The sequence below is a fragment of the Segetibacter koreensis DSM 18137 genome, assembly GCF_000374045.1.
GTDB lineage: Bacteria > Bacteroidota > Bacteroidia > Chitinophagales > Chitinophagaceae > Segetibacter > Segetibacter koreensis.
This window is the reverse complement of record NZ_KB893381.1, coordinates 239672-258827: the sequence shown is the minus strand read 5'-3', so window position 1 is coordinate 258827 and position 19156 is coordinate 239672. Positions and strand designations below refer to the sequence as shown.

Here is a 19156-nt window from a genome sequence, read left to right as displayed (position 1 = left end):
ACAATTTGAATGATTTTTGGCGATCAAGAGCCAAATACTATGGATCGACAGAAGCTGAATACCATAGCAGCGTTGCAAAAGAACTTGAAAAGATAATTAATGCGCCTGACAATACCGAATTCAATCTTTGGTTTGAGTATGACTTGTTCTGCCAGGTTAATATGTGGTTCGTTATTTCAATCATCAATAGTTTGTCAATAAAGAAAAAAGTTTATGCTGTTTATACTTCTTATTTGGGCAGAAATGATAAACAGTTTTGGAATGGATTTGGACAGGCAACATCAAGTGAACTGAAAATTTGTTTTGCTGAAAGAATTCCTTTAAATGATAATGATTTGCAATTTGGACAAGACTTATGGANAGCTTATAAGAGTGACGATCTTGAAGAATTAATTCGTCTTGCAAAAAATCAATCTCCCGTTTTTCCGTATTTGCAAGAAGTAGTAAAAGCGCATGTTGAACGTTTTCCAAAAGATGGCATGAAGGGAAGACCTGAAAGAGTTTTGGAAGAGATCACCAAAAATATTTCACGAGATTTTCGGCAGGTATTTAAAGAATTCTGGAGTAGGGAAAGTATTTATGGTTTCGGTGATACCCAACTGAAAGAACTGTATGACAAGGTAATGCACTACTGCTAACAAGTTCCGGGTTGCTAATTAATATAGCGAAAGATGAAAAGGGATGTGGTAGCCAGATCCATTGTCGAGTTTTCCTTATGGCTTATTGTAGATAAAAAGCGGGTTCCTCTACTAACGAAATGATTATAAATTGGCGGAATGAAATGTAGTGACGCTCATACTGTCTCACTATCATTTTTTTCAAATCCCTCAGCAAAGAGGTACCTTTGAAATTAACTGAAGTTCTAACATTGAAATATATAAAGGGAGCAGTTAACTTCTTGCAACTTGACCCCCTCAAGAGCAAAGTTCTGCTCCCTATTCTTTTATTAAATTATTTTAAATGTATAGATTAATCTTAAAGCAAAAAGATGAATTAATTATAATGCTAATATAAAAGTACTACTTTTAAAGAGGTGATAGGTTTTTTTTAAAACAAAGGCTGGATTTTTATCCAGCTTTTTGATTTTAAGGAATGAATATTGCAACCTATTTTGAAAAAACATCTTGCTTACCATTGTTGAAATATTTAAAGATAGAAGCAAAGTGAAAGAAGGTCAATCACCAGAAGAACTTGGGGACTTCATAAGTGAAGCTCAACTAGAATGTGAATAATAATTCTGATCCTAGGATAACATCTCCTCCATTTCTGTTTAAATAAAGTGTTTGTACCGAACCATTATTTCAGAAAAGAAAACTGGTCTTAATTAAAAAGATGAAGAAGCAAATCAGTAAATTTGAAATCGCAAGCGAAGGATTAGGAATAGTAACAGCATGACTTCTAAACCCTATTTTCTTACGTTAGTCAGAATAAAATTGTTGAATGGCGATAGGTGCCAAAGTGCGTTATTGCCTTTGATATGTAGCCAGAGATATGATCACACTCTAAGGAGGACGATCATGTCGAAGACAAAGTCAACCAACAGAAAAGGTGAATTTCGAACTGTGATCTCTAAGGATGGAACGAATATCAGTTTCCTCTCAGTGGGCACGGGACCGGGAGTAATGGTGCTCCCCAGCGTCCGTTCGATGGCGAGCGACTATGCTGTCTTCGCTTCGGCCCTTGCAGACAACTTTGCCGGACATACTCCGGGAGCGCCTAGGTCGAGGCGGAACTGGCGCACAAGCCGACGCCTACGGCATTCAAAAGGAAATTGATGACGTGCTTGCAGTGCAGCGAGATTCATGCGGAAACTTTTTGGTAGGGCACAACTATGGTGGATTGATTGCCTTAGAAGCTGCCAGAAACAACAATACTTTCACAAAGATAGCCGTGTATGAGCCTGGTGTGTCAATCGACGGCTCGATGCCCATTGCCTGAAAGGCGGGCTACGAGAAGAAGCTAGCGCAGAATAGGAACCTCGATGCCTTAGTTGAGCTCACCCTGACGGATGCTCAGGCTCGTCTGGCGAAACTCCCGGCGTGGCTAATGAAGTTGATGCTGCGTCTTTTCTTTGTTCGCTATCCCGATTCGAAACAGATGTTAGGCTTCTCCAGGTGAAAGCCACAAAAAACAGACTGCAGTTTCTGCAAAGTCGATAAGACTCTCAACATGGTGATCTTACTCGAATGGGTAGATCTAGGTTTCCTGCTCATTACCTTTTTTATATTTACTACAGCCCTAAGTCAGCCCGCGACTATGAAGTTAGTAATGCCGGACGATAAGGGAAATTCAATGCCTACCAAAGAAGGTGGGGCTTTACATTATTGCCATCTCAATCCGGAAAGGTCTATTGTTATAATATTTTAAATTTGAGGGGTATGGCAACATTATTGAGTAAGTTTATAAAAGCAACAGTATGAAATTACTAGTTCTTATAACAGCGCTTACACTATCAACTACTTTGGTAAATGCTCAGGCAAAGAGCAAAGCGACTAACAAAGTAAAAAGCAACACCTTTGCCGAATCAACCAATAAGAGTAAAACAGGGCAGTCAAAAGTTTCTAAATTGAAACAATCAAACCTTCCGCCTGGAACTGCGATACATGGTGGTAAAGTTGTTACCCTTCATCATGGTAAGCATGACTATACGCCAGGCAGCCCGGTGGGTACAGGAGGAGCCGGCGGCGGTACACTCAGCGGATCTCCTCAAGGCTCTGCATCGGAAAATGCAATAGGCAAAAAAGCATCAAATGAACTTCTTAAAAATAATGGAACTAAGTCGAACAACAAAAAAAGCGATAAGAAGGCAAATTGATAACGGGGCTTTAAATGAAATGGGAGGCGCTATACAAATTTTAAAGTTCAACAAATTCCATTATGCCTCCCATTTCTTATAATTTGGCTACTTATCTTCTACGGGGCTATTTGCTCCATTTATTGCTTTAACGGTAAAGGGACTAGATGCATTGATTTCACCTTGCCAAAAACATTTTCTACCTGCACTGTATCGTTAACATGAAAGGGACGATTAAATGCCAAAATGGTTCCTGCCAGAAAATTTTCGGCGATATCTTTAAAAGCAAAACCTATTACCAAAGCCGAAGCACCGGCAGTTGCCATTATTGCTGCGGCTATGCTGCTTAACCCAGCAATGTTTAAAGCAAGAAGAAAAACAGCAATTAGCAAGACCAGTTTAATTGCTTTCTCTAAAAAACCACTCATTAATGGATCGTGCGATTTACCGATCAATCTTTCCCAGATGACTTTGGTAATCTAGGAGGCAACAATAATACCTATGATTAAGATTAAAATTGCTAATCCAATACGCGGTATTGCTTTTAAAAAAGCGATGTAATAAGTATGCAGTCGCGTTATAATTTTATCCATAACAAGCTTTAATAGATAACAGTTCCTGCACTATAAATGTTTGATCAAATACCACCGTACTTCTGCGAACGCACTAGTAGTCACGCTTCAACGTAATTGCGTCGCTTTCCAATGCTTCCACTTCCTGTAAAAGATTACTGACCAGTTGGTTTTTTGTCTGCATTCGTAATTGAACTAATATTAACCGTACTTCTTGTCTTATAGAACGGTCGTTCCTGCCATAATCCCAAATTGGCAAAAAATATTCGACAAATAGTTGGTCGAAGCTTTTCTCATTAACCAGGATTCGTACACGGTCTTTTGAATCCCCTATTCCACTTTCAGGATAATTACACGATCGAAACGCCAGTAAGTCTGCTAAAGCATGGAGGCTTAAAATAGCAGTTCCCGGATCGTTAATACCAGGGCTTAATGCCTTAACAGCTACCTCTTTTAATTGCCTGAAGCCATAGTAAAAATTGCTTTCTATTTTTTCACTGTCTTCTATGTAGGTTAAGAAAGCAATTTTATCTCCCGTTTCTGTTGAAATATTTTTTGCATGTAAGACAACAGCAAAAGGCGACCCATTTAAAATAAACGTGCCTTCAGCATAAATAAACGAAATCAACAGGTTTTCCTCTTCGCACAGCTTCAGCAGCTTTTCTTGCTGAAACCCCTGGAATATGCCCGACGTTTTAGCTGTAATTCTCACTCCTTGTTCCGTAGTTGGCTCCCTTGGGATGAATTTCTTCTGGTTACAACTCTTCTCGAGACTTTCTTTAGTTTGTTTGAAAATTCGGCCGATAATAGTCTCATACTTAACCGAGGTAGTAATGTAGTGCAAGAAATAAATAAATAAAAAAATGTCGATGATGGTCAGTGTGATCAACAGGTAAGTGCTTAAGGCAGGTACATATATACCCGAATCAATATCGCGGATAGCGCTAAGCAGAAAAAGTGCATATACAATAGTACCAATATAGAATCCCAGCAGCCATTGCTGAGACCGGTTGCCTATCAATTTATCAAGAATCCGGTTGCTCATTTGTGATGCTGCCTGGTTTAAAACAATCATAACCATAGAGAAACTAAAGACGGTAAGAGATATAATACCGGCAACAATTGATGAGATAATGCTCCTGGCGGTAGTAGCATCTTTTAAACTTAACCAGTGTAGTTGAGATTTTATATTTTTTCCCGCATTTGAAAAATCGAACGCTATCATTAGCCATGACAACACTAAAAAAAGGGAGGCAATTATAGCTGGCAGAAAGGCAATACTATTTACAATACTTCTATAACGAACTCTAAACCACTTTATAATTGCCTCCATACAATCGTGCTTTTTTGGCTACAACATAGATCCTGCAATAACTGTGCGCCCCCTTTTAATGATGTTAGTGTCGATAACTGTTTACCGTCGCCAGGGTTATCGGCAAAAGCTTTAGTTCTTACATATTACTATGGTTGTTGTGCTGGAACTTTGAAAAAATGCTGGATACCGCCTGTCTCACCTTAGACTGATCTCTAAGATTATCAGGCTGCAAAATGCCTGAAGCAAAACCCTGCCAGATCTGCACTTTTTGTTTAGAGTCGATAAGGTTAATGATAAGGGTACCAGGCTTTACATCTGTATAACTGACGTTGTCGTCTGTACGTACTTTCTCGCCGGAAGACAAGGTTACATAGCCATTAGTAGTTTTTAATCTGCCCTCTCTTTCCAACACTGAAAAAGATACCTTCATATCGCCGTTGTCGCCTTTCACTTTTTTATACCCGCGAGAGTCAAGCTCGTATTGAATAGCATCTTTAATCATTTTTCTTGCAGATTCATTGTTGAAAATGTATATACCGTTCATCCCTATAAAAAGCTGGTCATTAGGTATATTATCAATATCCGAAGTCCAGGAGTAGGTCTTTATATTCTTATAGTTAGTTGAAAGGTCCGCATTTTTAGCTACAGTAGGTGTCATTTTGCTTGTGCAACCAGTTTGAAACAGCAGGAAGAATAAAAAAGGGACGATGGAAAATATTATCTTTTTCATATTGTATCTTTTTTGAAATAATTAAATTAGATACGAAACTAGCTGGGCGTTATTAAGGGTGGATTAAAAGAAGATTAGATTAAGTTTAGAAATAAAATGAACGGGAAAATGTGGAATATTTAACTACCAGCCAATTCTAATACAGTTCTAATCAATCACTAATCTATCTCTAATTGCTAAAAACGACATTTACATTCCGTTAGTTCTTTTTCCTCAACTCTATCAATGTCTACATTTAAACGCATCATATTAGCTGATGATGCTGATGATATCGAACTGTTTCAATCGGTTGCAAAAGAATGTAACGAAAGCTTTAGAATAGTAACTGCAGGAGATGGTTTAAAGCTTATAGAACTATCAGAGAACGAGGAACCTCCTGATGTTGTTATTCTGGATTTAAATATGCCTCGGATGAATGGATTGAGTGCGTAAAGACTATCAGAGAAAATAAAAAGTACAATTCTATACCTATTATGATATTTTCTACATCTTCGGCTAAAGAAGATGTAGAGTATTGCTTTGAAATAGGCGCCGATTTTTACGTAGTTAAACGGGGAAGTTTCATTGCTTTAGCGGAAATTATAAACGACCTGAATAAAGGAACAATTTTTAATCGGTTTTAAAAATTGAATAGAAACATAAAAATAGATACAATGAAGCCAACAAAATTAAGGGTAGCTGGTTTGCCGGTTTTACTCTCGATATTTATGATTTTTTTTCTTAGTTCTTGTTCCAGAAAAATAAGTTTCGCCAAATCAACAGTAGTGCCTACAGCAGAGGGTTCGGTAAAAATTAAAAAGGACAATAATAAGAATTACAGCATTGATTTAAAAGTTATTCGGCTGGCAGAGCCAAAAAGATTAGTCCCCCTAAAAGCACTTACGTAGTTTGGATGGAAACTGAACATAACGGCACAAAAAACATCGGTAGGTTAAATACGTCCAGTGGACTTTTTTCGAGTACATTGAAAAGTTCACTTACAACGACAACGCCTTATAAACCTACAGCCATTTTTATAACAGGCGAAGATGACTCCAACGTTCAATATCCGGGGGGCAAGTAGTATTAACAACCAAATCTTTCTAATTGTGAAGGTAAAGCTCCCTTTATTTGGCCCTTGCAATTCGTCGTACAGCAGATAGCAGGAGGATTAACGGATGAGCAGTTTAATCAAAATTCCAAACAGTCTTTTCGTTCGAGAAACTTCTTCAACCTTTCCCGGATTGACCGAAAAAGAACTTCCCAGATACATACCTGTAAGCGATTTCGAACGCTTCAAACTATACGACCTTGAAGATGGACAGCAATACGAATTCAATCTATCGCAACTCGTAGATCATGTGCGCTTGTTTGGCTTCATTTCTGGTTATCAAAAGCGAACTTACAAAGAACAGTACCCGGTAAATATAGAAGCTGCCGAACTAATGGCTCTGTTGCACGATAAACTAAAAGACATCGGTTGCGAAGGTAATTCGCTTGAGTTATACCTCGTTCGTCTCGTGTTCTTATTGTTTGCCGACGATACAGCTATTTTTGATGAACGGGTATTCTTTACGATTACCTCGACGTCACAACTGAAGAAGATGGAACTAACCTTGCCGCAACACTTGCACAACTCTCCGAGGTACTCAACACGCCCAAAGAAAAGTACCTCCGCAACATCAACGAAAGCCTCAATGCCTTCCCATATGTAAATGGTAAACTGTTTGAAGAACATTTGCCCACCGCTGCTTTCGAAAGCCAGATGCGAAAGATACTAATGGATTGCTGCTGCTCGCGTGGGGGAAAATTTCTCCCGCCATCTTCGGTTCCGTGTTGTAAAGTGCGATGGACGCAAAGGCTATTTTCCATTGGCCTAAAATCCAAATACCTTGTAATAGAATATGGAATTCAAGCTAATAGGCATCTTAATATAAATCTTAAGCTATCGCGGAAATTTCTCCAGGCGAAAGCCACAAAAAACAGACTGCAGTTACTGCAAAGTCAAAAAGACTCTCAACACGTGTTGATCTTACTCGAATGGTAGATCTAGGTTTCCTGCTCATTACCTTTTTTATATTTACTATAGCCCTAAGTCAGCCCGCGACTATGAAGTTAGTAATGCCGGACGATAAGGGAAATTCAATGCCTACTAAAGAAGGTGGGGCTTTAACATTATTGTCATCTCAATCCTGAAAGGTATATTGTTATGAAGGAAAGTTAGAAAACGCTAGTTTGAAAGTTACCAACTTAAAAGAAGTACGTGATGTAACAAGTAAACAATCTAGCGTCTTCGGTTTCGAGCTTAAGTCAATCCTTACAATTTTCGCAAAAAAAGCGGGGAAAGCCGTATTCTTTTGACTTTCCCCGCTACAATTTATAACACTACAATTAATTTTAATTAATGCACTACTAACACCTGCGTGGATAGGTTACTCGTCGTGGTAGAAACCTTAATAACATAGCTTCCAGTTTTAATGCTGCCGACAGCAAGTTTTGCGCTGGAAGTTTGGGATGGGCGAAAATCTTTTACCAGCTTGCCTGAAAGATCAAAAAGCCGTATCGAAGTTATCATGCTCTTGTCGATAGACATAACCTGAAGTACATCCTTAGCGGGGCTGGGGTAAATGGAAATGCTTTTGTTTGATGTATTTAGCTGATCGAGTTTATTACTGATAGCAGAGCTTCTTGCAACAATACTGTTTGCATTATTATTTTTATTCGGAACATAAAAAGCATATAGTTTATTGTTAGGGGTTCCGAGTCCAAAGTTAGAATAACCGCTTCCCCAATATACATTTCCTTTAACTACTGCAGCCCCTGAATTAACGGATCCGCCGCTTTCAAAAGACCACAATTTTTCTCCGGTAGCGGCATTTAGTGCATACATTGTTCCTTTTTCATCAAGCGCACCGCCAAACATTACTCCGTTAGCTATTGTTACCATTCCAAGGTTAGGGGCAGTGGTTCCGGGTGGAGGAGCAATTGCAGGTAGTTTGTCTGCTGCATACTCCCAATTTAGAACACCTGTTGTAGCATCCAACGCCGCCCAAAATCCTCCTTTTACTGTGTTGCCAGCTCCTGGTCCTTTTGTCATAAGATGAGGAATGTAATAATAATTTGCAACGGCAGTATAAATCTGTTTGTCATCAACTGCCGAACCCCACTCGAGACCTCCAAGAGAACTCCCAGGTCCTACTTCGGTACGCCATACCTCTGCTCCATTGTCAGGGTCTACTGCCCAATAAGTTCCACTTTTTTGTCCAGCTCCTAATAGCTCCCTTTTATTAGCGCCTGTTCCTGCAGAGAATAAAGCAGGGCCTTGTCCAAAATCGTAATCGGGGCCAGCGTTCTCGGGGCAATTTGCAGAGCCGGGGATAAAGCAAGCAACGGTCCAGGCATCAAAAGGAAGGGCTGACTTTGTCCACTTTATAGCCCCGGTTTTTAAATCTATCGCTACAATAGCGTCAATATAATTTTCAGCACTTCCAGGTACCGCCTCTATACATGTCTTTACCGCTGCTGCGCCGCCGCCAACTGCCCGACAATCGAGGATTGCCTGTGGAACCTTATAATTGTTACCGGTAGTTATAAAAAGAGAGTTGCGTTTCATATCAACTACGGGTGTGCTTCCCCATACAGCATTTCCCGCAAAGCCTTTACCTTCAGGCAGCATGTAAGTCTTCCATATTATGTGGCCGCTACTTAAGTCAAGACAAAGCATACTTCCCCTGAAAGAGCAGCACGGATAACTGTTGTCTGCAGCAAAACCTTCCTCTTGGGATGCTACTCCGACATAAACTTTTCCGTCGTTTATTGTAGCTGATTGTGTGACGATTGATAGCGGGTGATCTTCTACCTTTGTCTTCCAGAGCAACGCACCCGTCATCTTGTTTATACCAAGCACATAAGCCCCTTCGAAGGGAAAGCCTAATTGTGTTCCAATTACAAGCGTATTTCCCGAAAGGGCTGGTGTGGCTCGCGCAAGGCCTTTAACCTGACCCGTATAATCTTTAATCATTTTACTCCAAACCTGTGCACCTGTGGCAGAGTTCACTTTATATAGATTGCCGCCCCAGTCAGGAAAATATACACCATCCTCGTCAACTGCGGGAGTAGCGGACACGTCACCGCTTGTTGTGAACGTCCACTTTACAGTTAGATCGCTAACATTTTTGGCAGATAACGTGTTTTCTTCAACAGCATTGCGTGTGTTATTAAGGTTTTGCCCACCCATCAACCATAGCTTTTTATCCTGCGCTATCAATTGGGATGAGAAGAGCGTTAACAACAACATAAATGAAATGAGCTTTCGATAATTGCAGCTTTGGTGATTTTCTTTTTTAAACATCAAAGATGTTTGCATTGATAAATTCAAGACGTTCGATTTGTCAAATTTCTCTTCCATTTCTTTTGTTTTTAAATGATTAAAAAAAACATTCAGGGTATTAAATAGAAGTCAAAACGATCTAAGTTTTGAATTGGAGTTTAGTGTTGGACTCAACGGATCCTGATCATCTGATTAGCTCGTAACAGTATGAAGGATACCTGAGCATGCAGCACGTGTCACCTTAAAAGAAAGATTTTAGGTTATTAGTATAACTCGTTTAAGTAGCTTAACCGTAAATAAATAATTATCACCTAAAACTTTTATTAGGATAGTTGAGGAGCATAAATATTGGAGGTATTTATCGTCTATTCGATAAACCATGATAGTGAAAGCGCCCTTGTTGGGGTGGTGTATTGGTCCGTAACAATGCTTTTTTAAAATCTACTGCGGATGAAGAGAAGTTGAACAACAATAAAATGAGCTGACAGAAGCATTGATTTCTAAAAGTAAGGGTACTTTTTTGTAAATAAAAGTTTTTAGCATTAAATATTTAGAAATCAAGAAGTTATTTGTCCACAAATAACTATGAATCGCTACTATTGGGGTGTTTTAAAAGTGATCCTCCGGATTTTCTACTCTACCTCCCCAGCACTCCTTGACTTTCCGCTGCTCTCAGTACGTCTCTAACTACCGAGGCAAATGAAGAAGCCCGACTATGTGGTATTTGGAAAACAACTGCTAACGTTTACAGCAAATGTTAGGCTACATCCAGGTTATACAAGTACAAGCATTGACACTACGGTGGCGAACGACATTCTAAATGCCGGCTAGAAAAACTTATACTTTTCTCCCACCCACAGGTTTAAGCATTTGCGATGTACACTAAAAATTCGAAAGACAACCCAACGGCACTTTGGCAGCGTTTAAACCAGTTGTAAAGCAATTTTTTACCATTACTTGTGTTCCAAGACCCCACGGGTTCTTGCAGTTGTTGGTTGCCAGAGTGACAAAAATTTACTTTTGTTCCTACCGTTAGATGACCAGCTGTACAAAGATTTTCACCACTATCCCCGTTCTTTGAAATTCTATAAGCAAAGAGTATATTGCTTCAGATTTGTTGGATTAATTTGCTCAATTTATAAAAGGCAAACAACGATTAAATACATAAAAAATGTAGCCATGCAAAAGAACACAATCTGTTTATGGTACAATAACGACGCGGTGGATGCCGCTCACTTTTATGCAAATACATTTCCCAACAGTTCCGTTGGAAAGGTATTTCAGGCGCCTTCAGACTTTCCGGGAGGCAAGGCAGGCGACGTGCTTACAGTAGAGTTTACTGTCTGTGGAGTACCTTGTATAGGACTTAACGGCGGCGATTTCTTTAAACATAGCGAGGCGTTTTCCTTTCAAATTGCTACAGACGACCAGGCCGAGACTGACCTTTATTGGAATGCGATTATTGACAACGGAGGCACAGCTAGTGAGTGTGGCTGGTGCAAAGACAAATGGGGACTGTCGTGGCAAATCACTCCCCGTGTTCTGACTGATGCAATGGCCAGGGGTGGCGAAGTAGCAAAACGGGCATTTGAAGCAATGATGAAAATGAAGAAAATTGATGTTGCAAAAATAAAAGATGCAATTGAGCAGGAGGCTCCTTAACATGCAGTACAGGATTTGTCGCACGGAGCACAAATGTAAAAATTGGGAAGCAAAGGAGGCTTAGTAAAAGTATTGAGGTTGGGTACAAAAGAAGGATTTATGTTAGTTGAAGCAGTATTCCTGTGCTTCCGCCCCCAATCCTTTATCAACGAAACCTAGCGAATAAAATTTTTCGTTTTGTCGCGTAAGTAAACTATTGGAATATTTAGTAAGGGGATTGCAAAAGCAAAAACTTAAGGGCAAAGATTGAGTATACCATACAATTATTAACAATAATGTGCGTTTCCTATAAAAATGCCTAGGGGCGCGAACAATTCGACAACCATTAAAACTACAAATGAACGACTGTGACAAACTGGTTTCCCTTAGTAAACGCAACCCTTTTGAACTTTTCTTTGAACTATCGGCAGACTTGTTATGCATTGCTGGATTTGATGGATATTTTAAACAAATAAATCCTGCTGTTTCGAAATTATTAGGTTATACAAATGAAGAACTAATGTCAAGGCCCATTAACGATTTTGTGCATGATGATGATAAAGAAATTACAGGTAAAGTTCGTTCTGAGCTCGTTAAGGGTAATCCACTTTTCCATTTTGAAAATCGCTACGTAACGAAATTAGGCGAGACTGTATGGCTTTCCTGGACCTCGATGAATATAGACAGCGACAAAATGGTTTTTGCAATCGCTAAAAATATAACACATAAAAAAAGACTTGAAGAAGATCGGAATATGCTTCTGGCGAACATGACCAGTGTTAATAAAGAGCTTAAGGAATTAACCTACACTACTTCACACGATCTTAGAGCTCCTGTAAATAATCTACTTTCCATTTTCGACCTGTTAGATATTTCGAAGATTACTGATGCACAAACACTTGAATTAATACATATTCTGAAAGCTGCAAGTGAAAGTTTAAGGCATACCCTAAACGGTTATGTAGATATTTTAAGTGAAAAAGAAAGCATGAATGTACCTGTTGAGGAACTGTATTTAAAAGATGTTCTGGATATAGTGCTCGAATCAATCAATTCCTTAATTAAAAGTTCAAAAGCCACAATTGAAGTAAACTTTTCAGAACTGGCTAAAGTGAAGTTTAATAAAGCTTACCTGCATAGTATATTCCTTAATTTACTTACTAATGCTATTAAATATGCCAAAACAGATTGTTTACCGGTTATCACCATCTCTTCAAAAAGAGTGAATGGAATTAGTCAGTTGATTATTGGTGATAACGGTGTAGGTTTTGATATGGACAACGTAAGAGAAAGGATTTTTGGATTGCATCAAAGGTTTCATGAACATGCCGATAGCAAAGGGATAGGACTTTATTTAGTGTATAATCACATTACAAGTTTAGGCGGAACAATATCTTTAGAAAGTAAAATTAATGAGGGTTCAAAATTTACCATCTCTTTCAGGGATTGATAATATTTCGTCCTACCGGGTCTCCTTCAAAGCCCTGTGTGTTAGCCAAGGTACCGGGCATAATTGGTGAAGCCAACAGGACCGTGGGCAGGGCCAAAGCCAGACAAAATGAACATATGAATAGCGGATTTTTTAAAATGTTCTAAGCGTTGATTTTCAAATTTAAGGTGCAGATTCATTAGTGCCATAGGATAATTGAAGGTTTTGCGGCCAGGTACAAAAGAATGCTACACATTAGACAAAGAGTTAGACCTAAAAGAGGCGGGAACGGCTCCATTCGTAAACAAATAATTTTCACGTTCCGGTTGAGTACTAATTAAGCTGCAGCTAACTATTTTTTTACTGCTGAATCTCTCTAGCTATGCCTCGTGACATCTTAACCATGGTTCTGGGAGGAGCAACTATCCAAAATGTAGATTGCTTCAGCAAAAAGTATATTTGCGTCATTAGTAACTACAAGATAAAATGTCTTGGATTATTCCGTCCTTACTACATTTAAGCTTAAAAAAATAGATAATTATGTTTGCTCTAGATTAAATATTACTGAGCCGACAGCTATTCGTTATCGAAAACGCGGAACTATTCCATTTTTACAAATTGGAAGTGCAGTTCGTTATAACTGGCGAGGTAGTTAAAGCGTTAGAAAGCAAGAAAAGACAAGGTAGGAATTTTTTAACTTGTTGGAAGGACATCAACGAGAAGTAGGCAGTTCTTCTTCCTTTAATACAAGCAAAAATAAAAAATTGATTAAGAATAAGATACAGCTCTTTTAAAATTACAGCCAGCAAAAAGGGGAGCAACAAAAAAAATATAAATGCACTATCAGTTCAAAAGAATTTATTCAAAGTGGACACCGTTTAGTTTATCATTTAAGTCACCTTCTCTCTATTAATTACTGTATAACTCATTGAAAATTATTAGTTACATCTTTTTACGTAGCAAAAAGGGTAGCAAAGTTATTTGGCAAGGGTATTTAATCCTTAATAGAAGATCGCAAAGTTTTGAAAAAGTTATTTAGACCTTGTTGTCATTTAATCTTGTAAGATACGAGAGTCCGGGTGAAGTATAAGTTTAATTTTGTTGACGTTCTGTATTTTACAAAGTATTCAAGTCGTACTAATCCGACACCCGGTTTCACATAAAAAATTTCTCTCAACCTAAGGTCGCCAGAAATGGTTTGCGTATTCTCATTTCTGATGCAATCATAACCATACTCGTTGGGAATAACTACATCTTGTTTCCTTATTATTGTATTGTTTGCTTGTACTTGTCTAAAATAAATAGCGGAAAAATTTGTGTTGAAATCATATTCTTCAACTGTGTTATCATCTGCCTGCCTGTAGTAGGTCCGGGAAATATAAAAAGGATTAGTTCCATAAAACACTTTTCCTTCATGGATAATACTATCAGTAGTTTTAAGTGTATCCGAAGGAAATACGGAACCAAAAGACCCGTCATCATTAAACAGGGAATCTTGATACACCCAATAATTCCCACTCGCAACAGGCCATACAGGTTTACTTTCCGTTTGACCACTACCTTGGTTATTGGTCGTTGTTTTGATAGAAGTAGAATTTTTTGTACAAGATAAAAGCAAGAGCAATAAAAAAAAGAAAGTCAGTTTTTGCATAAAGCTAACGTGTAAAGTGTATGGAATTGTTAGAGAATTTACCGATAATTCTAACGACTTTCATCGTAGATTTATTGTCTTCAAGTAAATTTTAATCGCCTCCTTACCTTCCTCCAAATAACTGAGAGACGAAAAGGTATTCAACAAAATTTCATATAAGAGTTAAAAGTCATTGCCTTGTGATTTCGTGGATCTGTAAGCCAAAGTGATACCGGCAATAATTGTTATAACTACAAAAGTTTGTTTTGTAGAATTGATTTCTTTCCATTTGTTAGCGGTTAAGCCCCCATAGATACAAGAACAAATCGCTATTACAAGTTCAATGATTTGAAAAAACTCCAACATAACCAACGAGGCTTTTTATTATCAATCAGATTGCTACCCTTTTTGCTGCCTACTACAAAAACAAAAGGATAAGTAATTGATTTACAACACTTATCCTTTTAATTGTGGAGCTGAGCGGAGTCGAACCGCTGTCCAAACATATCTGCCATAAGCCTTCTACATGCTTATTCCGGAATTATTTGTCGGGAAGCAGCCGGAACCGGACAAACCAATTGCTTCCTTAGCTGGATGGTCTTACACTACAATCACAGCCTTCTGTAGTGGCAACCTGTTTTGTTTGTTTGATTGGGCGGGGAAGCGTGGCAACAGGTCAGCCTGCATTCCCGGCCATAATGGATGCTAATTCTCTGAACTAGGCAGCCATGGCGTAAGTATTTTCGCCGTTTGTTTGTTGAGCTTTCAGATTAAAGTGCTAATAACACAACGCACTGCATGCTTATACCCACAACAACCTATGCTGTCAAAACCAGGTACAGCCCCATGTGAAATGCAAATTTACAAAACATTTGTATAGCAATGTTTATCTTAACGTTTTTATTATAACAAATGCTGACAAAAACGACACCCGAAGAAATATATCAAAAACAGGTTGCTTTTTATACAACCGGTCTAAAAAAACTTAAAATAAAAAGAAGCAGGCTTGGCTGGCTTCGGCTCATTATTGTACTAAGCATTATCTTAATGATTTATTACCTCTTTTTCAACTCATCTTTATTCGTCTGGGTAGCTGCAGCAGCAGGAATTGTACTTTTTCTGTACACTGTCTCAGTTGATACAAATAACAATAATAAAATTAGTTATCTTGAAAGGCTGCTTCTTATTAATAGTGAAGAATTAGCAATATTAAACGGCAACTATTCAGGCAGGGAAGATGGACTTTCTTTTTTGCCAAATGATCATCCCTATGCCAGTGATATAGATTTGTTAGGTACCGCTTCTATTTACCAGTATATCAACAGGTGTACTTCTGAGCAATCAAAAAAAATGCTTGCAAAACATTTGTTATCTCCTTTAAAAAAAGAAGTCATTATTCAACAACGGGAAACAGCAAAAAGTCTCCATTCGCACATAGAATGGCGACAGGATCTGCAGGCTGCCGGCTTAGCCAATCCTTTAACTTTTGCTACTGAGGAAAAAATAATTTCATGGATAAAAATGCCCATTCCTTTCAACCAGAAGTTCTGGCAATTTATCCCATTGATATTTAGCTCAATTACTTTAGCCACCCTTGTCGCATATTTACTTGATTGGATAAATGCATCTGTTTTTACACTTCTTCTTTTTATTTTCTTTTTAATAGCAAAATATACGAGCGGCAAAGTACATGAGATATACATGGCATTATCTAAAATTGAACCTGAGGTTAATACCATTCAGCAACAATTGAGGCAGGTAGAAAACGTTCCTGCTTCTTCGCCACTTCTACATTCTTATAAATCTTTGTTGACATTAGAAAAAAGCGGTTCTGCAAGCATTGAAGATCTGAAAAAGATATTAAAAAGATTTGATTTTAGGTTAAATGTGTTTGTGTTTTTGGTTCTTAATACTTTTTTACTATGGGATGTAAGACAAGTAAATGGTCTTGGAAAATGGAAGCAGAAAAATGCAGCCTCGGTGCCAAACTGGTTCAGTATTATTACAAATATTGAAGTAATTAACTCATTGGCTACATTAACTTTTAATCATCCTGATTGGGTTTTTCCAGTTATAGTCGATACTCATTTTACGCTGGCCGGAGAACAAATAGGGCATCCTTTGATTGATGCCAGAAAAAGGGTAAATAATTCTTTTTGTACAAATGGAACAGGAAAAGTAAGTATTATCACAGGTTCGAACATGGCGGGCAAAAGCACTTTTTTGCGAAGCGTTGCTGTAAACCTTGTACTTGCACAGATGGGAGCGCCCGTTTGTGCAAAAGCGTTTATATTTAGCCCGGTTCATTTGTACAGCAGTATGCGCATTGCTGATAATCTTGCCGAAAACACTTCTACCTTTTATGCAGAATTAAAAAAGCTGAAAAGCATTATTGACCAGGTAAAGCAACATGAAAAAATATTCATTTTGCTTGATGAAATATTAAGAGGTACAAATTCACTAGACCGTCATACTGGTTCCGAAGCATTAATCAGGCAATTGATCAGAGAGCAGGCTGTAGCAGTTATTGCTACCCATGATGTAGAACTTGCTAGTCTTGAAAGTGAATTTATTGATGCAATCACCAATTATCATTTTGACGTGCAGGTAGAAGGGGAGGAGTTATATTTTGATTATAAATTGAAAAGAGGCATTTGCAAAAGCCTGAATGCCTCTATATTAATGAAAAAAATTGGTATAGAGATATAGAACTACTGTACAGCGCCTTTATGACGCGGATGTCCTCCGAAGGTTTTTATGTCTTCTTTACAGTTGAAAAAGGCCCTTATTATATTAATATTATTTCCTGGTGGGAGTTAGCACTGCAGTAAATCCTCCATTTGGAAGCATATTAATGTTTATTGTGCCGTTTTTCTTTATATCCATCTCACTTACTTTTATTTCTCTTGCTACGTCACCATCTGAAAGTACAACTGCTTTATAATTACCCGTTAAGAAAGGAAGTTGTAAGGTAATTGCCTTTTGTAAATTCTCTCCATTCGCTCCGGCTATGTACCATGTATTTTTATTTCTTCTCGCTAATATAGTTTCTTTGCCAGGCTCCCCTTGTATAAACTTTGTATCGTCCCAAACCGTTGGAACAGTTCTCATAAATTCTTTTATTCTATTATCAAGGTTTTCGTAAGAAGCTGCTTTATCGGCAAAATGTAAAATACCTGTTTCAAATAAAACGCTTAATGCCAGCTCATGTGCATTTGTAGTGATGTGCGGACAACATTCATAATCAGAGAAAGTAACAGGTGTATAGTCCATCGGTCCTACCACATTTCTTGTATAAGTAAAGATGTTGTTTTGTTGCGGGGCTGCCTGTGCAAATTCATTACTCCAGCCATAATTTTCTGCACCTCTTACGGCTTCCATACTCATTAGGTTAGGGTATGTTCTTGACCATCCTTTAGGTATTGTGCAACCATGAAAATCAACAAAAATATGTTCTTTGGCTGCATCACTTAAAATATCATGATATAACTGAATAACGTTTTGTTTATCACTTTCAAAAAAATCAACCTTCACGCCTTTTACACCCCACGATCTTAATTTTTTAAATTCTTCTCTTCGCCTTGCCGGGTCGCTCATGATGTCTCTTGGTTGCTCTGTAACATCGTTATGGGGCCCTCCTGAATTATACCATAGTATTAATCCTATATTCTTTGTTGCAGCATACTTGACCAAATCCTCTATAGTTCCGCCTTGCATGATGTTCCAGTTAGCATCAACCAGGGAATATTCCCATCCCATTTCTTTAGCTAGATCAACAAAGCTTTTTAACTTATTGAAGTCTTTGCTGCTGGCATGGTCGCTCCACCAACTCCACGAAGCACGTCCTGGTTTTATCCAACTTATATCACCAATTATATTGGCATCAGATAAGTGATATACTAAGTTTGATTCTACTATCGTACCTAATTTTTTTCCACAAATTATAGTGCGCCATGGTGTTGCAAAAGGGGTAGAACCAGTTGCCGAAGCCGTACCTGTGCCTTTTGCTTCCTGTTGGCCTGGTAACGACAATTTATACAAGCCGTTTTCGCAATTTTGTTGTAAGTGCGATGAGAAATAATTTTTATGTAAGTTGGATTCTGTTATCAGTAACCAATGATTATTGGTTTGAAAAAGTGCTGGAAATGCCCAACCACTGGAATCTTTTGCATTAGTGCCTATAGGAATACCATTTGTATATACATTTTCATATGGTGGTGAATAAGGTTCAAACCAGGCTTTACCATTGGTCGGAACAGCAAATCCAGTCGCTTCATTGGTAACGGTTATATTCTTTCCTTTCCCGGGAAATTGGTAACGAAAAGCCATCCCATCATTGTATGCTCTCAAATCTATTTGCAGTAATGTCTTATTCTCATTTCTGAAAACAACACTTGTTTCATTGGCAGTAGCATGATTTTTTTTTCGTTTGCCTATGGTCAACGTGTACTGCTCATCAATTTTTTTTGAAGTGGTTTTTACGAAAGAAAGATTGCTTAAAAAATTATTGTTACTGGTTTCAATTCCTAAAGAAGATGGTTGAATTAATACTTCAGGACCAGCCAGGACCTGGTAAGAAAGTGTTCCATTGTTGTTAGATAATTTTATAGCAAGAGAATGATCAGGGGAAAACGCGCTCCATTCTTTCTGAGCATACATCATAATTTGTACAAAAAAGAAAAGCAAAATAAGAGTAACTTTTTTCATGAAATGTTTTTAAAATAGGGACTATAAAA

Annotated in this window: 19 protein-coding genes, 1 other RNA gene and 1 pseudogene; 13 read left to right on the top strand and 8 right to left on the bottom strand. The window is 38.1% G+C overall.

The window, feature by feature from the left end; genetic code table 11:
* Positions 1–1779 precede the first annotated feature (1779 nt).
* On the top strand, positions 1780–1938 hold the full coding sequence (locus B154_RS32645) for a hypothetical protein (protein ID WP_157580951.1): 159 nt from the start codon (positions 1780–1782) through the stop codon (positions 1936–1938).
* A 58-nt stretch (positions 1939–1996) separates the two neighbouring features.
* On the opposite strand, the gene B154_RS33680 is transcribed toward B154_RS32645, so the two are convergent.
* Positions 1997–2125, bottom strand: a complete 129-nt coding sequence (locus B154_RS33680) for a hypothetical protein (protein ID WP_281166913.1) — start codon at positions 2123–2125, stop codon at positions 1997–1999.
* 44 nt (positions 2126–2169) lie between these two features.
* On the opposite strand from B154_RS33680, the gene B154_RS33520 reads away from it, so the two are divergent.
* Positions 2170–2367 (top strand): ExbD/TolR family protein, encoded by a 198-nt coding sequence (locus B154_RS33520; protein ID WP_018617115.1) that lies wholly within the window; start codon positions 2170–2172, stop codon positions 2365–2367.
* Positions 2368–2416: 49 nt separating this feature from the next.
* Entirely contained in the window at positions 2417–2815 is a 399-nt protein-coding gene (locus tag B154_RS0125080) for a hypothetical protein (RefSeq protein ID WP_018617114.1), read from the top strand.
* 119 nt (positions 2816–2934) lie between these two features.
* Here B154_RS0125080 and B154_RS31100 read toward each other — a convergent pair whose 3' ends face one another.
* The 3 genes from B154_RS31100 to B154_RS0125065 form a co-directional block, all read right to left on the bottom strand.
* Positions 2935–3222: a mechanosensitive ion channel domain-containing protein gene (locus tag B154_RS31100; protein ID WP_018617113.1), complete on the bottom strand. Its 288-nt coding sequence runs from the start codon at positions 3220–3222 to the stop codon at positions 2935–2937.
* 238 nt (positions 3223–3460) lie between these two features.
* Positions 3461–4699, bottom strand: a complete 1239-nt coding sequence (locus tag B154_RS0125070) for a DUF2254 domain-containing protein (protein WP_018617112.1) — start codon at positions 4697–4699, stop codon at positions 3461–3463.
* A gap of 118 nt (positions 4700–4817) precedes the next feature.
* Positions 4818–5411, bottom strand: coding sequence for a DUF4136 domain-containing protein (locus B154_RS0125065; protein ID WP_018617111.1), 594 nt, complete (start codon positions 5409–5411; stop codon positions 4818–4820).
* A gap of 225 nt (positions 5412–5636) precedes the next feature.
* Here B154_RS0125065 and B154_RS31095 point away from each other — a divergent pair, with 225 nt between their 5' ends.
* From B154_RS31095 to B154_RS34045, 6 genes and pseudogenes are all read left to right on the top strand, one after another.
* The gene (locus tag B154_RS31095) at positions 5637–5843 is read left to right on the top strand and encodes a response regulator (protein ID WP_018617110.1); all 207 of its coding nucleotides are present in this window, start codon (positions 5637–5639) and stop codon (positions 5841–5843) included.
* Positions 5844–5884: 41 nt separating this feature from the next.
* Complete coding sequence (locus B154_RS32635; RefSeq protein WP_018617109.1) at positions 5885–6034, top strand: response regulator; 150 nt, start codon at positions 5885–5887, stop codon at positions 6032–6034.
* A gap of 30 nt (positions 6035–6064) precedes the next feature.
* Positions 6065–6298 (top strand): hypothetical protein, encoded by a 234-nt coding sequence (locus tag B154_RS33210; protein ID WP_018617108.1) that lies wholly within the window; start codon positions 6065–6067, stop codon positions 6296–6298.
* A gap of 5 nt (positions 6299–6303) precedes the next feature.
* A complete protein-coding gene (locus B154_RS33205; RefSeq protein WP_018617107.1) occupies positions 6304–6474 on the top strand; it encodes a hypothetical protein in 171 nt (56 codons plus the stop codon).
* A gap of 94 nt (positions 6475–6568) precedes the next feature.
* Positions 6569–7437: pseudogene (locus B154_RS34050) on the top strand (type IIL restriction-modification enzyme MmeI).
* Positions 7338–7586 (top strand): ExbD/TolR family protein, encoded by a 249-nt coding sequence (locus B154_RS34045; RefSeq protein ID WP_425423124.1) that lies wholly within the window; start codon positions 7338–7340, stop codon positions 7584–7586. The pseudogene B154_RS34050 and the gene B154_RS34045 overlap by 100 nt, the downstream one beginning before the upstream one ends.
* A gap of 205 nt (positions 7587–7791) precedes the next feature.
* On the opposite strand, the gene B154_RS29730 is transcribed toward B154_RS34045, so the two are convergent.
* Positions 7792–9798, bottom strand: a complete 2007-nt coding sequence (locus tag B154_RS29730) for an outer membrane protein assembly factor BamB family protein (RefSeq protein ID WP_018617105.1) — start codon at positions 9796–9798, stop codon at positions 7792–7794.
* A gap of 621 nt (positions 9799–10419) precedes the next feature.
* On the opposite strand from B154_RS29730, the gene B154_RS33675 reads away from it, so the two are divergent.
* The 3 genes from B154_RS33675 to B154_RS0125025 all read left to right on the top strand — a co-directional run bounded on the left by B154_RS33675 (position 10420) and on the right by B154_RS0125025 (position 12811).
* Entirely contained in the window at positions 10420–10551 is a 132-nt protein-coding gene (locus B154_RS33675; protein ID WP_281166912.1) for a hypothetical protein, read from the top strand.
* Between the two features lie 348 nt (positions 10552–10899).
* Entirely contained in the window at positions 10900–11382 is a 483-nt protein-coding gene (locus B154_RS0125030) for a VOC family protein (protein WP_018617104.1), read from the top strand.
* 337 nt (positions 11383–11719) lie between these two features.
* Positions 11720–12811, top strand: a complete 1092-nt coding sequence (locus B154_RS0125025) for a sensor histidine kinase (RefSeq protein ID WP_018617103.1) — start codon at positions 11720–11722, stop codon at positions 12809–12811.
* Positions 12812–13838: 1027 nt separating this feature from the next.
* Here B154_RS0125025 and B154_RS0125015 read toward each other — a convergent pair.
* Positions 13839–14441 (bottom strand): hypothetical protein, encoded by a 603-nt coding sequence (locus B154_RS0125015; protein ID WP_018617101.1) that lies wholly within the window; start codon positions 14439–14441, stop codon positions 13839–13841.
* Between the two features lie 447 nt (positions 14442–14888).
* Positions 14889–15266, bottom strand: a transfer-messenger RNA (tmRNA) gene (ssrA, locus tag B154_RS31665).
* Between the two features lie 66 nt (positions 15267–15332).
* Here ssrA and B154_RS0125005 point away from each other — a divergent pair.
* Positions 15333–17129 (top strand): MutS-related protein, encoded by a 1797-nt coding sequence (locus tag B154_RS0125005; protein ID WP_018617099.1) that lies wholly within the window; start codon positions 15333–15335, stop codon positions 17127–17129.
* Between the two features lie 90 nt (positions 17130–17219).
* Here B154_RS0125005 and B154_RS0125000 read toward each other — a convergent pair whose 3' ends face one another.
* Positions 17220–19127, bottom strand: coding sequence for a glycoside hydrolase family 97 protein (locus tag B154_RS0125000; RefSeq protein ID WP_018617098.1), 1908 nt, complete (start codon positions 19125–19127; stop codon positions 17220–17222).
* Positions 19128–19156 lie beyond the last annotated feature (29 nt).